General features: G+C 63.3%; 14 protein-coding genes. 4 read left to right on the top strand and 10 right to left on the bottom strand.

Annotated elements, in window-relative coordinates; genetic code table 11:
• Window positions 1–59 precede the first annotated feature (59 nt).
• Window positions 60–503, top strand: coding sequence for a cadmium resistance transcriptional regulator CadR (gene cadR / locus ACIPZ8_RS04280; RefSeq protein WP_027920939.1), 444 nt, complete (start codon window positions 60–62; stop codon window positions 501–503).
• Window positions 504–542: 39 nt separating this feature from the next.
• Here cadR and ACIPZ8_RS04275 read toward each other — a convergent pair whose 3' ends face one another.
• Genes ACIPZ8_RS04275 through ACIPZ8_RS04265 form a run of 3 tightly spaced genes read right to left on the bottom strand, consistent with a single transcriptional unit; the run spans window position 543 to window position 3,171 of the window.
• Window positions 543–1,514 carry a thymidylate synthase gene (locus tag ACIPZ8_RS04275; protein WP_060509960.1) on the bottom strand — a complete coding sequence of 324 codons (972 nt, stop codon included), beginning with the start codon at window positions 1,512–1,514 and terminating at the stop codon, window positions 543–545.
• A gap of 51 nt (window positions 1,515–1,565) precedes the next feature.
• Window positions 1,566–2,372 carry a prolipoprotein diacylglyceryl transferase gene (gene lgt, locus ACIPZ8_RS04270; RefSeq protein WP_060479625.1) on the bottom strand — a complete coding sequence of 269 codons (807 nt, stop codon included), beginning with the start codon at window positions 2,370–2,372 and terminating at the stop codon, window positions 1,566–1,568.
• Window positions 2,373–2,388: 16 nt separating this feature from the next.
• The gene (locus tag ACIPZ8_RS04265) at window positions 2,389–3,171 is read right to left on the bottom strand and encodes a sulfite exporter TauE/SafE family protein (protein WP_400719911.1); all 783 of its coding nucleotides are present in this window, start codon (window positions 3,169–3,171) and stop codon (window positions 2,389–2,391) included.
• A gap of 129 nt (window positions 3,172–3,300) precedes the next feature.
• On the opposite strand from ACIPZ8_RS04265, the gene ACIPZ8_RS04260 reads away from it, so the two are divergent.
• Complete coding sequence (locus ACIPZ8_RS04260) at window positions 3,301–4,047, top strand: NRDE family protein (protein WP_400719910.1); 747 nt, start codon at window positions 3,301–3,303, stop codon at window positions 4,045–4,047.
• Between the two features lie 32 nt (window positions 4,048–4,079).
• Here the strand turns inward: ACIPZ8_RS04260 and ptsP are convergent, their stop codons facing one another.
• Window positions 4,080–6,359, bottom strand: a complete 2,280-nt coding sequence (gene ptsP / locus ACIPZ8_RS04255; RefSeq protein ID WP_400719908.1) for a phosphoenolpyruvate--protein phosphotransferase — start codon at window positions 6,357–6,359, stop codon at window positions 4,080–4,082.
• A 22-nt stretch (window positions 6,360–6,381) separates the two neighbouring features.
• A complete protein-coding gene (locus ACIPZ8_RS04250) occupies window positions 6,382–6,861 on the bottom strand; it encodes an RNA pyrophosphohydrolase (RefSeq protein ID WP_003249017.1) in 480 nt (159 codons plus the stop codon).
• A 141-nt stretch (window positions 6,862–7,002) separates the two neighbouring features.
• Here ACIPZ8_RS04250 and ACIPZ8_RS04245 point away from each other — a divergent pair, with 141 nt between their 5' ends.
• Window positions 7,003–7,659, top strand: a complete 657-nt coding sequence (locus ACIPZ8_RS04245) for an HAD family hydrolase (RefSeq protein WP_400719906.1) — start codon at window positions 7,003–7,005, stop codon at window positions 7,657–7,659.
• Between the two features lie 34 nt (window positions 7,660–7,693).
• Here ACIPZ8_RS04245 and ACIPZ8_RS04240 read toward each other — a convergent pair whose 3' ends face one another.
• On the bottom strand, window positions 7,694–8,119 hold the full coding sequence (locus ACIPZ8_RS04240; protein WP_400719904.1) for a DUF2269 domain-containing protein: 426 nt from the start codon (window positions 8,117–8,119) through the stop codon (window positions 7,694–7,696).
• A 38-nt stretch (window positions 8,120–8,157) separates the two neighbouring features.
• Window positions 8,158–9,672: a threonine ammonia-lyase, biosynthetic gene (gene ilvA / locus ACIPZ8_RS04235; protein ID WP_400719902.1), complete on the bottom strand. Its 1,515-nt coding sequence runs from the start codon at window positions 9,670–9,672 to the stop codon at window positions 8,158–8,160.
• 134 nt (window positions 9,673–9,806) lie between these two features.
• On the opposite strand from ilvA, the gene rpiA reads away from it, so the two are divergent.
• Window positions 9,807–10,481: a ribose-5-phosphate isomerase RpiA gene (gene rpiA / locus ACIPZ8_RS04230; RefSeq protein WP_060485716.1), complete on the top strand. Its 675-nt coding sequence runs from the start codon at window positions 9,807–9,809 to the stop codon at window positions 10,479–10,481.
• Window positions 10,482–10,511: 30 nt separating this feature from the next.
• Here rpiA and ACIPZ8_RS04225 read toward each other — a convergent pair whose 3' ends face one another.
• The 3 genes from ACIPZ8_RS04225 to ACIPZ8_RS04215 all read right to left on the bottom strand — a co-directional run bounded on the left by ACIPZ8_RS04225 (window position 10,512) and on the right by ACIPZ8_RS04215 (window position 13,636).
• Window positions 10,512–11,435 carry an SdiA-regulated domain-containing protein gene (locus tag ACIPZ8_RS04225; protein ID WP_400719900.1) on the bottom strand — a complete coding sequence of 308 codons (924 nt, stop codon included), beginning with the start codon at window positions 11,433–11,435 and terminating at the stop codon, window positions 10,512–10,514.
• A 113-nt stretch (window positions 11,436–11,548) separates the two neighbouring features.
• Window positions 11,549–12,214 carry a fumarylacetoacetate hydrolase family protein gene (locus ACIPZ8_RS04220; RefSeq protein ID WP_085676353.1) on the bottom strand — a complete coding sequence of 222 codons (666 nt, stop codon included), beginning with the start codon at window positions 12,212–12,214 and terminating at the stop codon, window positions 11,549–11,551.
• 15 nt (window positions 12,215–12,229) lie between these two features.
• Window positions 12,230–13,636, bottom strand: a complete 1,407-nt coding sequence (locus tag ACIPZ8_RS04215) for an FAD-binding oxidoreductase (RefSeq protein WP_400719898.1) — start codon at window positions 13,634–13,636, stop codon at window positions 12,230–12,232.
• Between the last annotated feature and the right edge of the window lie 130 nt (window positions 13,637–13,766).

Raw genomic sequence — 13,766 nt, 5'->3', positions numbered from 1 at the left:
TTGCCAAGTGAACACCCTGTAGCCACTATAGGGTCAAGCCACTTGCTGGAGATTTCACCATGAAAATCGGAGAACTGGCCAAAGCCACCGATTGCGCCGTGGAAACCATCCGCTATTACGAGCGCGAACAACTGCTGCCGGAGCCGGCACGTACGGAAGGCAACTACCGGCAGTACACCCAGGCCCATGTCGAGCGGCTGACCTTCATCCGCAACTGCCGAACGCTGGACATGACCCTGGACGAGATCCGCAGCCTGCTTCGCCTGCGCGACAGCCCAGACGATTCGTGTGGCAGCGTCAATGCGCTGATCGACGAGCATATCGAGCATGTGCAGGCGCGGATCGATGGTTTGGTGGCGTTACAGGAGCAGCTGGTGGAGCTGCGGCGGCGCTGCAATGCGCAGGGGGCGGAATGCGCGATCTTGCAGCAACTGGAAACGAACGGGGCGGTATCGGTGCCGGATACCGAGCATTCGCATGTGGGGCGTAGCCACGGACATTGAGTTTGCCGGGGCTGCTTTGCAGCCCCGCAATTCAGAGAATCACACCGCCATCGGCGCCGTCATCGGCGCATGGTGCTCATACCCTTCCAGGCTGAAGTCGCTCGGCTCGATTTTCTCCAGCCACTCCGGCTCGTACTTGCCGGTCTTGGCAAACTCCGGCACACGGTCACTGATCACCAGCTTCGGCGCTTCCAGCGGCTCGCGCTTGAGCTGCTCGTTGAGCATGTCCAGGTGGTTCTCATACACATGGGCATCGCCGATGAAGTAGGTGAACCAGCGCGGGGTGTAGCCGGTCAGGCGGCCGAACAGCGACAGCAGCGCTGCGCCTTCGGTGAGGTTGAACGGCGTACCCAGGCCCAGGTCGTTGGAGCGGATGTAGAGGGTAAGGGAAATTTCCTTGGTCTCGACATTCGGGTGGAACTGGTACAGCAGGTGGCACGGCGGCAGGGCCATTTCGTCGAGCTGGGCGCAGTTCCAGCCGTGGAACAGGATGCGCCGGCTGCCCGGGTCATTGGCGATGGTGTCCAGGCACTGGCGCACCTGGTCGATGGCCTTGTACAGGATGACGAACGCCACGCCGTCCTCTTCGTCCTGGGCGATGCGGCGAAAGCCCGCCTGCTCGGCCATTTCAATGGCTGCTGGGTTGCTCAGCGGGATGCGCTTGTAGCCTGGCCACTGGCGCCATTGCACGCCGTAGATCTCGCCGAGGTCGTCATGGCCCTGGCGGAACGGGTTGGCCAGCCACTGGGCGTTCTCGTTGGCGTTCTGGTCCCAGACCTTGCAGCCCAGCTCGCGGAATTCACCGGCGTTTTTCACGCCACGCAGGAAGCCGACCATCTCGCCGATCGCCGATTTGAACGCCAGCTTGCGCGTGGTGATGGCCGGGAAGCCTTTTTGCAGGTCGAATCGCAGCATGGCGCCCGGCAGGCTGATGGTGCGGATGCCGGTGCGGTTGCCCTGCAGCGTGCCGTTCTCGATGACGTCGCGGACCAGGTCCAGATACTGTTTCATGGCTTACCTGTAACAAGAACGGCAGGGGGATCACCCCTGCCGTGGGAAAAATCAGGCGGGTTTCGCCGTGGGTTTGCGATTATAAGCCCACCAGATCAGGCCGAGGCCAGCCAGGATCATCGGCACGCAGAGAATCTGACCCATGGTCAGCCAGCCCCAGGCGATGTAACCGAGCTGCGCGTCCGGTACACGGACGAATTCCACGATGAAGCGGAAGATGCCGTAGAACAGCGCAAACATGCCAGAGACCGCCATGGTTGGCCGCGGCTTGCGCGAGAACAGCCAGAGGATGACGAACAGCGCCACGCCTTCCAGGGCGAACTGGTACAGCTGCGACGGATGGCGCGGCAGCTGGGCCGGGTCGCTGAATGGCGGGAAGATCATCGCCCATGGCACGTCGGTGGGCTTGCCCCACAGTTCGGCGTTGATGAAGTTGCCGATACGCCCGGCGCCAAGACCGATCGGCACCAGCGGCGCGACGAAGTCCATCAGCTCGAAGAACGACTTGTTGTTGCGCTTGCCGAACCACAGCGCGGCCAGCATCACGCCGATGAAGCCGCCGTGGAACGACATGCCGCCCTTCCACACCTCGAAGATCAGCGTCGGGTTGGCCAGGTAGGCGTGCAGGTCGTAGAACAGCACATAGCCCAGGCGGCCACCGACGATCACCCCCATCGACAACCAGAACACCAGGTCGGAGAGTTTCTCGCGGCTCCATGTCGGGTCGAAGCGGTTGAGCCGGCGCGAGGCCAGCAGCCAGGCACCGCCGATGCCGACCAGATACATCAGGCCGTACCAGTGGATTTTCAGTGGCCCGAGGGCTACGGCCACGGGGTCTATCTGCGGGTAAGGCAGCATGGAACTTCCTCTCGATTCAAATCAGAAAGCTGAGGCCAACGCAGAACAGCAAGGCTGCGAACAGGCGTTTCAACAGGCGTGGCGACAGCTTGTGCGCCAGGCGCGCACCAAAGCGCGCGAAAAACATGCTGGTCACGGCAATGCCGACCAGCGCCGGCAGGTAGACGAAACCCAGGCTGTGGGGCGGCAGGTGTTGCTCGTGCCAGCCCAGCAACATGAAGCTCAGGGCGCTGGCCAGGGCAATCGGCAGACCGCAGGCCGACGAGGTCGCCACGGCCTTTTGCATTGGCAGGCCGCGCCAGGTCAGGAACGGCACGGTCAGCGAGCCACCGCCGATGCCGAAGATCGCCGAAGCCCAGCCGATCACCCCGCCCGCGCCGATCAATGCCGGCTTGCCTGGGATGTCATGGCTGGCCTTGGGCTTGAGGTCCAGGGCCATCTGCGCGGCGATGATCAGGGCGAACACACCGATGATCTTCTGCAACTGCGGGCCCTGGATCAGCGAAGCGGTCTTGGCGCCGATACCGGCGCCAATGAGGATGCCGAGGGTCATCCAGGCGAAGATCGGCCATTGCACCGCGCCCTTGCGATGATGCTCGAGCACGGCGTTGATCGAGGTGAAGACGATGGTCGCCAGCGAGGTACCGACTGCCAAGTGGGTCAGCACCGACGCATCGAAGCCTTGCAAGGTGAAGCTGAATACCAGCACCGGCACGATGATGATGCCGCCCCCCACGCCGAACAGCCCGGCCAGCACGCCGGCGCAAGCGCCCAACAGCAGATAGAGCACGAATTCCATTCGTCTTCCCCGAAAAAACAATCCGGCATGGTAACGGAAGCCGGGCTCGTGGCTCTAGTGAACTCTGTGACAGGATGGATCGACACCCGTGCAGTGGGTACAGTGAGCAAAAACACAGAGGCCCAACCTATGTGCCTGATCGTATTCGCCTGGCGGCCAGGGCATGCCCTGCCGCTGATCGTCGCGGCCAACCGCGACGAGTTCTATGCCCGGCCGACCCAGGCCCTGGCAGCCTGGGAAGAGGCGCCCGGGGTGCATGCCGGGCGCGATCTTGAAGCTGGCGGCACCTGGCTGGGCGTCGGCCCGCAGGGGCGCTTCGCAGCGCTGACCAATATACGCGACCCAGGGCAGGTGCTCGGGCCGCGCTCGCGGGGCGAGCTGGTGGCGGCGTATCTGCAGGGTGAACTGGGGGTGGAGACCTACCTCGACCAGGTCGCCAGCCGCAGCGGGCAGTATTCAGGGTTCAACCTGCTGGTGGGTGATGGTCATCAGCTGGGCTACCTGCATGCCCGGGACGTGGCGCCACGTTTGCTGGAGGCCGGCGTGTACGGGCTTTCCAATGCCGGGCTGGATACGCCGTGGCCGAAGCTGGTGAAAGCACGCACAGGGTTGCAGGGGCTGCTGGACACGGCCGACCCACAGCAATTGCTGGCATTGCTGGCGGATAACGAGCCGGCAGCCGACGGTGAGTTACCGGAGACCGGCGTGGGGGTGGCGACCGAGAAGCTGCTGTCGAGCGTGTTCATTGCCAGCCAGAACTATGGCACCCGGGCGAGCACCGTGCTGATTGTCGATGATCAGGGTAGAAGGCGGCTGATTGAGCGCAGTTTCGGGCCATTTGGCGGGCACTTGGGCGAAGTCGAGCTTTTGGTTTGAGGGCCATGGGGCTGCTTTGCAGCCCCAAAATCTCAGAGGGTTTTATTGGCCCCAGGCCCGATCATCCGCGCCAGCCCAAGGTTCTTCAGGGCCAGCTGTAGCGAGCTGTGGATAACTTGCGGGTTGTCATGGCTCAAGGCTTCGACCAACAGCTCCTTGGCCTTGCTCATGTTCACCTGGCGCAGCATCCACTTCACTTTCGGCAAGTTGGTGGCGTTCATCGACAGGCTGTCGAAGCCCATGGCCATCAACAGGATCGCCGCTGCCGGGTCACCGGCCATCTCACCGCAGATGCTCACCGGCTTGCCTTCGCCATGGGCATCACGCACCACGGTATTGAGCGCCTGCAGCACCGCCGGGTGCAGGTAGTCGTACAGGTCGGCGACCCGCGGGTTGTTGCGGTCCACCGCCAGCAGGTACTGGGTCAGGTCGTTGGAACCGACCGAGAGGAAGTCCACCTGCCGCGCCAGCTCCTTGGTCTGGTACACCGCCGCAGGGATTTCCACCATTACACCCACCGGCGGCATCGGCACGTCGGTGCCTTCGTCACGCACCTCGCCCCAGGCACGGTGGATCAGGTGCAGGGCCTCTTCCAATTCGTGAATGCCGGAAATCATCGGCAGCAGGATGCGCAGGTTGTTCAGGCCCTCGCTGGCCTTGAGCATGGCGCGGGTCTGCACCAGGAAGATTTCCGGGTGGTCGAGGGTGACGCGGATGCCGCGCCAGCCAAGGAACGGGTTTTCTTCCTTGATCGGGAAGTACGACAGCGCCTTGTCACCCCCAATGTCGAGGGTGCGCATGGTCACCGGCAGCGGGTGGAAGGCCGCCAGCTGCTCGCGGTAGATCGCCAGCTGCTCTTTCTCGCTGGGGAAGCGCTGGTTGATCATGAACGGCACTTCGGTGCGGTACAGACCTACGCCTTCGGCGCCACGCTGCTGGGCACGGGCCACATCGGCGAGCAGGCCGGTGTTGACCCACAGCGGCATGCGGTGGCCGTCGGGGGTGACGCACGGCAGTTCGCGCAGGGCGTCGAGGCCCTGGGCCAGCTGGCGTTCCTCTTCGACCACGTCGCTGTACTGCTTGCGCAGCACCTCGCTGGGGTTGGTGAACACCTCGCCCTTGTAGCCGTCGACGATCATTTCGATGCCATCGACCTTGGAGTACGGCAGGTCGACCAGGCCCATCACCGTCGGGATACCCATGGCCCGGGCGAGGATGGCGACGTGGGAGTTGCCCGACCCCAGTACCGAGACCAGGCCAACCAGCTTGCCTTCCGGCACTTCGCCGAGCATCGCCGGGGTCAGCTCTTCACTGACCAGGATGGTGTTGTCGGCATACACCAGCGACTGCGAGCGGGCTTCCTGCAGGTAGGCCAGCAGGCGCCGGCCAAGGTCCTTCACATCCGAGGCGCGCTCGCGCAGGTAGTCGTCGTCCATCAGCTCGAAGCGGTTGACGTGCTCGCCCACCACCTGGCGCAAGGCGCCCTGGGCCCATTGGCCGGTCTTGATGACTTCGATCACCTCGCCACCCAGGGCGGCGTCCTCGAGCATCATCAGGTACACGTCGAACAACGCGCGCTCTTCCGGGCGCAGCTGGGTCGCCAGCTTTGCCGACAGCTTGCGCATGTCTTCGCGCACGCCCTCGAGGGCGTTCTGGAACAGCTTCAGTTCGGCGTCGATGTCATCGACGGTCTTCTCCGGCACCACTTCCAGGTCGGCCGGCGGCAGCATGACCACGGCACGCCCGACAGCGGCGCCTGGCGAGCCCGGCACGCCGACGAAGCGTGCCTCCTGGATGCCTTTGCCCTGGCGGCCCAGGCCCCGGATCGAGCCCGTGGCTTCGGCGTGGGCGATAACCCCGGCGAGCTGGGCGCTCATGGTGACGAGGAAGGCTTCTTCACCCTCATCGAACTGGCGGCGCTCCTTCTGCTGGATGACCAGAACACCGACCACTCGGCGGTGGTGGATGATCGGCGCGCCGAGGAAGGAGGCGAATTTCTCTTCGCCGGTTTCGGCGAAGTAGCGATAACGCGGGTGGTCGGCGGCGTTTTCCAGGTTCAGCGGTTCTTCCCGGGTACCGACCAGGCCGACCAGGCCCTCGTTGGGGGCCATGCTGACCTTGCCGATGGAACGCTTGTTCAGGCCTTCGGTGGCCATCAGCACGAAGCGGTTGGTTTCCGGGTCGAGCAGGTACACCGAGCAGACCTGGCTGCCCATGGCCTCCTTGACGCGCAAGACAATGATCCCCAACGCCGTCTTGAGATCTTTGGCGGAGTTCACTTCCTGGACGATCTTGCGCAGCGTATTGAGCATGGCTCGGGGTCGAACTCCGTCGTCAGTCGCGCGTCAGCAGACGCGGTGCAAGCTCTTTCAGGGCTCGGCGGTAGACTTCACGCTTGAATGTCACCACCTGGCCCAGCGGGTACCAATAGCTGACCCAGCGCCAGCCGTCGAATTCCGGCTTGCCGGTCAGGTCCATCCGCACCCGTTGTTCATTGCTCACCAGGCGCAGCAAAAACCACTTTTGCTTCTGGCCGATGCACAGCGGTTGGCTGTGGGTGCGGACCAGCCGCTGGGGTAAACGATAACGCAACCAGCCGCGGGTGCAGGCAAGAATTTCCACATCGTCGCGTTCAAGGCCAACTTCTTCGTTCAGCTCGCGGTACAGGGCATCTTCTGGCGTCTCGTCAGGGTTGATACCACCCTGGGGGAATTGCCAGGCATCCTGGTTGATCCGCCGAGCCCATAGCACCTGCCCGGCATCATTCGTCAGAATGATCCCGACATTGGGGCGAAAACCATCCGGGTCGATCACGGCAGCAACCTCGCAAACGCATGTCACCGCATTGTTCCACAAAGCTTGCGAGCGCAGCAACGCGCCCGCCAAGCTTATGTGCAGCGCGGTGAAAACTCCGTATTCTGCGGGCCTACCCTGTGGCTGAGACGAGTGACCACGATGCGCCTGGCTTTATTCGACCTGGACAATACCCTCCTTGGTGGCGACAGTGACCACGCCTGGGGTGACTACCTGTGCGAGCGGGGCATTCTCGACCCGGTCGCGTACAAGAAACGCAACGACGCTTTCTACCAGGACTACCTGAACGGCACCCTGGACCTGCAGGCCTACCTGGCCTTTTCCATGGAAATCCTCGCAGCCACCGAACCGGCCCAGCTCGACCAATGGCACCGCGACTTCATGCGCGACTGCATCGAGCCGATCATCCTGCCCAAGGCCCTGGCCTTGCTGCAACAACACCGCGAGGCCGGCGACCAGCTGGTGATCATCACCGCCACCAACCGTTTCGTCACCGCCCCGATTGCCCGCCGCCTGGGTGTGCGCGTGCTGCTGGCAACCGAATGCGAGACACACGATGGCCGCTATAGCGGGCGTAGTACCGATATAGCGTGTTTCCGTGAAGGCAAGGTGACGCGGCTGGAGCGTTGGATGCTGGAGAACGGGTTCGACCTGGAGGACAGCTATTTCTACAGCGACTCGATGAATGACCTGCCGCTGCTGGAGCGGGTGAGCCATGCGGTGGCGGTGGACCCGGACCCGAAGTTGAAGGCCGAGGCCGAGAAACGTGGGTGGCCAGTGGTTTCACTCAGGGATTGAGAGTGCCGGGGCTGCTGTGCAGCCCCAGTATCTGTCAGATGGGTTTGGCACCCATCAGCCCGGCAATAGACAGGAAGCACACCCCGCTGAACACCGCCAAAGCCAAGGTAAACCGCAACCCCACCCCTTCAGCCTTGCGCAGCCGGTTCAGCCGCACCAGCAGCCACCACCCGGCAAACGCACCCAGCGTATAGATGACACTGGAAGCCAGCACCCAAGTCTGCCCCAGCGGCCACCCCACAAGATGCACCAGCCACCAGCCGGTGAAGGGCATGCTCACCAGGCACACCCCCATCACCAGCCAGACGAACACCAGTGGCCGGCGCAGCAGCTTGGCATAGGCTTCGGCATCGCCCTGGCGGCGGGCCCGCACGGTCCAGGCCGCCAGGCCCAGGGCGCCCAGCAGCAACAGCGCGGTGGCGATGATGTGCAGGGCCTTGAGGGTGGTCAGGTGTTCCATGTCTTCACATCCTTGAGCGATAAGCCAAGCTTAGCCGCTCAGCCCAGGAACAGCTTGTACGCCGGGTTATCGGTCTCATCCCAGTACGGGTAGCCGATCTTGGCCAGCGCCGCCGGCACCAGGTGGCGCTCGTCCTCAGGCACTTGCAGGCCTGCCACCACGCGCCCGTCAGCCGCGCCGTGGTTACGGTAGTGGAACATCGAGATATTCCAGCGCCCACCCAGCTTGGTAAGGAAGTTGAACAGCGCCCCCGGCCGCTCGGGGAACTCGAAGCGCAGCACGATCTCGTCGCTGGCACCGGCCGAATGGCCACCGACCATGTGCCGGATGTGCAGCTTGGCCAGTTCGTTGTCGGTCAGGTCGGTCACCGGGAAGCCCTGCTCGATCAGGTGCTGCACCAGCGCTGCCCGCGGGTCGTTTTCCGGGTGGGTCTGCACGCCGACGAAGATGTGCGCCTCATCGGAGGTGTGCTTGCGGTAGTTGAACTCGGTGATCTGGCGCTTGCCGATGGCCTCGCAGAAGGCCTTGAAGCTGCCTGGGCGCTCGGGGATGGTCACGGCGATGATGGCTTCGCGCTTCTCACCCAGTTCGGCACGCTCGGCAACGTGGCGCAGGCGGTCGAAGTTGACGTTGGCGCCCGAGTCGATGGCCACCAGGGTCTGCCCGGTCACACCTTTGAGCTCGACGTACTTCTTGATGCCCGCCACGCCCAACGCGCCAGCAGGTTCGGTGATCGAGCGGGTATCGTCGTAGATATCCTTGATTGCCGCACAGATTTCGTCGGTACTGACCGTCACCACCTCATCCACATGGTGACGGCAGATGTCGAAGGTGTGCTGGCCGATCTGGGCCACCGCCACTCCGTCGGCGAACAGCCCGACCTGCGGCAGCACCACGCGCTCGCCAGCCGCCATTGCGGCCTGCAGGCAGTTGGAGTCGTCCGGCTCGACGCCGATCACCTTGATTTCCGGGCGCAGGTATTTCACATAGGCCGCGATGCCGGCAATCAGGCCACCGCCGCCCACCGGGACGAAGATCGCATCCAGTCGCCCCGGGTGCTGACGAAGGATTTCCATCGCCACGGTGCCCTGGCCGGCGATGGTGTGCGGGTCGTCGTAGGGGTGGATATAGACGAAGCCTTTCTCGTCGACCAGCTTCAGCGAATAGGCCAGCGCCTCGGGGAACGAGTCGCCGTGCAGCACTACCTTGCCGCCGCGCGAACGCACACCTTCGACCTTGATCTCCGGGGTGGTCTTGGGCATCACGATGGTGGCCTTGATGCCCAGCTCGCGAGCCGCCAGGGCCACGCCCTGGGCATGGTTGCCAGCCGAGGCGGTCACCACGCCACGGGCCAGCTCCTCCTGGGTCAGCTGCGCCAGCTTGTTGTATGCCCCACGGATCTTGAACGAGAACACCGGCTGCAGGTCTTCGCGCTTGAGCAGAATCTGGTTGCCCAGGCGCTTGCTCAGCTGCCCGGCGCTCTGCAACGGGGTTTCGACAGCGACGTCGTAGACGCGCGAGGTGAGGATCTTCTTGACGTACTGTTCGAGCATCGGGAAAGCATCACTGGCCGCGGGACAAGGGCTGCGAGTCTACCCCAGCGCTACGTCGGGCGACCACAGCAAAGCCGCCCGAGCCGTTATACTAGGCTCCTTTCATTTCCGCCCTGCCCCTTTCCGGAGCCCGCATGACCCAGGACCAACTCAAACAGGCCGTCGCCCAGGCCGCTGTCGACTTCATTCTGCCGAAGCTGGATGAAAAAAGCGTCGTCGGCGTCGGCACGGGTTCGACCGCCAACTTCTTCATTGACGCCCTGGCCCAGCACAAGACCGCCTTCGATGGCGCGGTCGCCAGCTCCGAGGCCACTGCCCAGCGTCTGAAGGGCCATGGCATCCCGGTCTACGAGCTGAACAGCGTCAGCGAGCTGGAGTTCTATGTTGACGGCGCCGACGAAAGCGATGCGCACCTGAACCTGATCAAAGGCGGCGGCGCGGCCCTGACCCGCGAGAAGATCGTCGCGGCCGTGGCCAAAACCTTCATCTGCATCGCCGACGGCAGCAAGCTGGTGCCGGTGCTGGGCGCCTTCCCGCTGCCGGTCGAGGTCATCCCGATGGCCCGCAGCCACGTGGCACGTCAGCTGGTCAAGCTGGGCGGCGACCCGGTGTACCGTGAAGGCGTGGTGACCGACAACGGCAACGTGATCCTCGATGTGCACAACCTGCAGATCACCAACCCGGTGGAGCTGGAAGCACAGATCAACGCCATCGTCGGCGTGGTGACCAACGGCCTCTTCGCGGCGCGTCCAGCTGACCTGCTGCTGCTGGGTACAGCTGAAGGCGTTAAGACCTTGAAGGCCGAGTAACGGCATTCACGAGCGAGCCGAGAACCTCGGTCAGTCGTTCTTCTTGAAGCGATAGAACAGGTTCGGCTCGCTGACCATGTACAGGTTGCCCTGATCGTCCATGGCAACGCCTTCGGCACGCGGGATGGTGTGCTCCAGTCCGTTGAAGCCTCCCAGCAAGGTCATGAAGCTGACCTGCTGACCTTGCTCGTCAAGTTCCAGCAGCATGTTGGAATCGGCCGACAACACCAGCAGATGCCCGGTGCGCGGGTCGACCCCCAGGGCCGACAGGTTGCGCAGGTCGAGCTGGTCGCTGGCCAGTACCTGCTTGTCACCCTTGAGCGGGCTGCGCCCGTCGGTGCTCCAGGTGTACAGCTTCGGCGGCCGCTCCTCACCGATCACCAGACGCTGGCGCATCGGGTCCCAGGCCACGCCTTCGAAGCCCTTGTTGCGCTTCACCGACTCGCCCAGGTCGTGACTCTGGAAGTCTGCGTGGTTCAGCGAGGTGGTCTGCGCATCCACCTTGACCACGGTCAGGTCGTGCAGGCGCTCATCGGTGATCGCCACATTGCCATCTTCCATCACGGCGACGCCTTCTGGGTTGCTCCAGCCTACCAGCGGGATCTTGCGCAGCACGTCGCCGTCGAGGCTGAGCTCGACCAGAAACGGGTTTTTGCCCATCACCGCGAACAGCGTGCGGGTGCGGGGGCTGTAGGCGACGTCCGAAGCTTCGTCATCCTCCATGCCCGGCAGCACCTTGGCGTCGATGTCGACCTGATAGTCCGGCAGCCACACGCTCTCACTGCGTTCGGCGCTGGTTTCGAAGCCCTCCTTGACCCACAGCATGCCGCGGTCATCCCAGTGCATCGCCACCGCCACGCCGTAACCGATCACCGCCGCAACGGCCAGGCCGAAGGGCCAGCGCAGGTAGAAGCGGCGCTTGGGGGATGCGGATGCGCTGGAGGATGCTGGCATGCGAAAGTCCTGGGGAAATGGGCGAAGATCCGCGCATTATCCGGATAGGGTGTGAAAAAAAGATAAATTTGAGCCTGGGCGCGCTCCCACATGAAGCGCGCCAGACTTTGAGCTCAGAGCACCCGGCTCTCGAAACGGCAGACGCCCGGCAGCTCCAGCACCAGTTCGTCACCGACAGTGAACGGCCCGACACCGGCCGGGGTGCCGGTCAGGATCACATCCCCCGCCTGCAGCGAGAAATGCGCCGCCATGTACTGGATGATCGGCACGATCGGGTTGAGCATCATCGCGCTGTTGCCGTCCTGGCGCACTTCACCATTGATGGTCAGGCGCACCGGAATATCGGTCACATCTTCAAAGGACGCTGCGGAAACGAACGGTGGCAGCACGCAAGCGCCGTCGAAGCTCTTGCACAGCTCCCACGGCAGGCCCTTTTCCTTGAGCTTGGCCTGCACGTCGCGCAGGGTCAGGTCCAGCGCCGGGGCGTAACCGGAGATAGCGTCCAGCACTTCTTCCTCGGACGCACTGGACGACAGCGGCTTGCCCAGCAGCACGGCAATTTCGGCCTCGTAGTGCACCGAGCCACGGTCGGTCGGGATCTTGAACCCGCCTTCCAGCGGCACCACGCAGCTACCCGGCTTGATGAACAGCAGCGGCTCGGACGGAATGGGGTTGTCCAGTTCCTTGGCATGTTCGGCGTAGTTGCGGCCTATGCACACCACCTTGCCCAGCGGGAAATGAATGCGCGTGCCGTCTACATACTGGTGCTGGTAACTCATGGCCGACTCCTTTGATTACTGCTTTTGTTCAGGAGCGAAGATCTTACCCGGATTCATGATGCCGTTAGGGTCGAAGACGGCCTTTATTGCCTTCATGCAGGCAATTTCCTCAGGCGAACGGCTGTAGCCCAGGTAGTCGCGCTTGGTCATGCCCACGCCGTGCTCGGCCGAGATTGAGCCGTTGTAGCGTTGGACAATCTCGAACACCCACTTGTTGACCTTGGTGCACGAGGCGAAGAAGTCATCCTTGCTCATGTGCTCGGGCTTGAGGATGTTCAGGTGCAGGTTGCCGTCGCCAATGTGGCCGTACCAGACCACTTCGTAGTCCGGGTAATGCTTGCTGACGATGGCGTCGATATCGCGCAGGAACGCCGGCACCTTGGAAACGGTGACGGAAATGTCGTTCTTGTAGGGGGTCCAGTGGGAGATGGTCTCGGACAGGTACTCGCGCAGCTTCCACAGGTTCTTCAGCTGGGTTTCACTCTGGCTCATCACTCCATCCAGCACCCAGCCCTGCTCGACGCAGTGCTCGAAGGTGGCCAGCGCTTCGTTGGCCACTTCCTCGGTGCTGGCTTCGAACTCCAGCAAGGCATAGAACGGGCAGTCGGTGTCGAACGGAGCCGGCACATCGCCACGGGCCATGATCTTGGCCAGGCCCTTGTCGGAGAAGAACTCGAAGGCGGTCAGGTCGAGCTTGCCCTGGAAGGCATGCAACACCGGCATGATCGAGTCGAAGTCCGGCGTGCCCAGTACCATGGCCGTGAGGTTGCGCGGGGCGCGGTCCAGGCGCATGGTCGCTTCGACCACGAAGCCCAGGGTACCTTCGGCGCCAATGAACAGCTGGCGCAGGTCGTAACCGGTGGCGTTCTTGATCAGGTCCTTGTTCAGCTCAAGCAGTTCGCCCTTGCCGGTGACCACTTTCAGGCCGGCCACCCAGTTGCGGGTCATGCCATAACGGATGACCTTGATACCGCCGGCATTGGTGCCGATATTGCCGCCAATCTGGCTGGAGCCGCTGGAGGCGAAGTCCACAGGGTAATAAAGGCCCTGCTCTTCGGCAAAGGCCTGCAGCTGACGGGTGATCACGCCCGGCTGGCACACCACGGTGCGGTCGAAGGCATTGAAATCGAGAATCTGGTTCATGTAGTCGAAGGCGACGACGACTTCCCCATTGGCCGCCACCGCCCCGGCGGAAAGCCCGGTGCGCCCGCCTGACGGCACCAGCGCAACCTGGTGCTGGTTGGCCCAGCGTACGATGGCCTGCACCTGCTCTACGGTCTTGGGGAACACGATGGCCGTGGGTGCTGGCGGGTAATGCTTGGTCCAGTCCTTGCCGTAGGCCTCCAGGGATACCGGGTCGGTCAGGACCTTGCCAGGGTCGACAAGGGTCATCAGTTCATCAATTACCGCGGGGTGGGTCATCGCTGGAACTCTCGACTTATTCATAGTCACCCTGAGCACTCTTCACCTGTCGGGATAAGCTCAGATTGTGTCGCGTATGCTAGCATAGCCCTCCCGCTGTTCATGCTAAGGCTGCCCTAGCGCCTGGCAC

Source organism: Pseudomonas sp. NPDC089422 (assembly GCF_044749405.1).
Classification (GTDB): domain Bacteria; phylum Pseudomonadota; class Gammaproteobacteria; order Pseudomonadales; family Pseudomonadaceae; genus Aquipseudomonas.
This window is presented reverse-complemented; position numbering and strand designations above follow the sequence as displayed.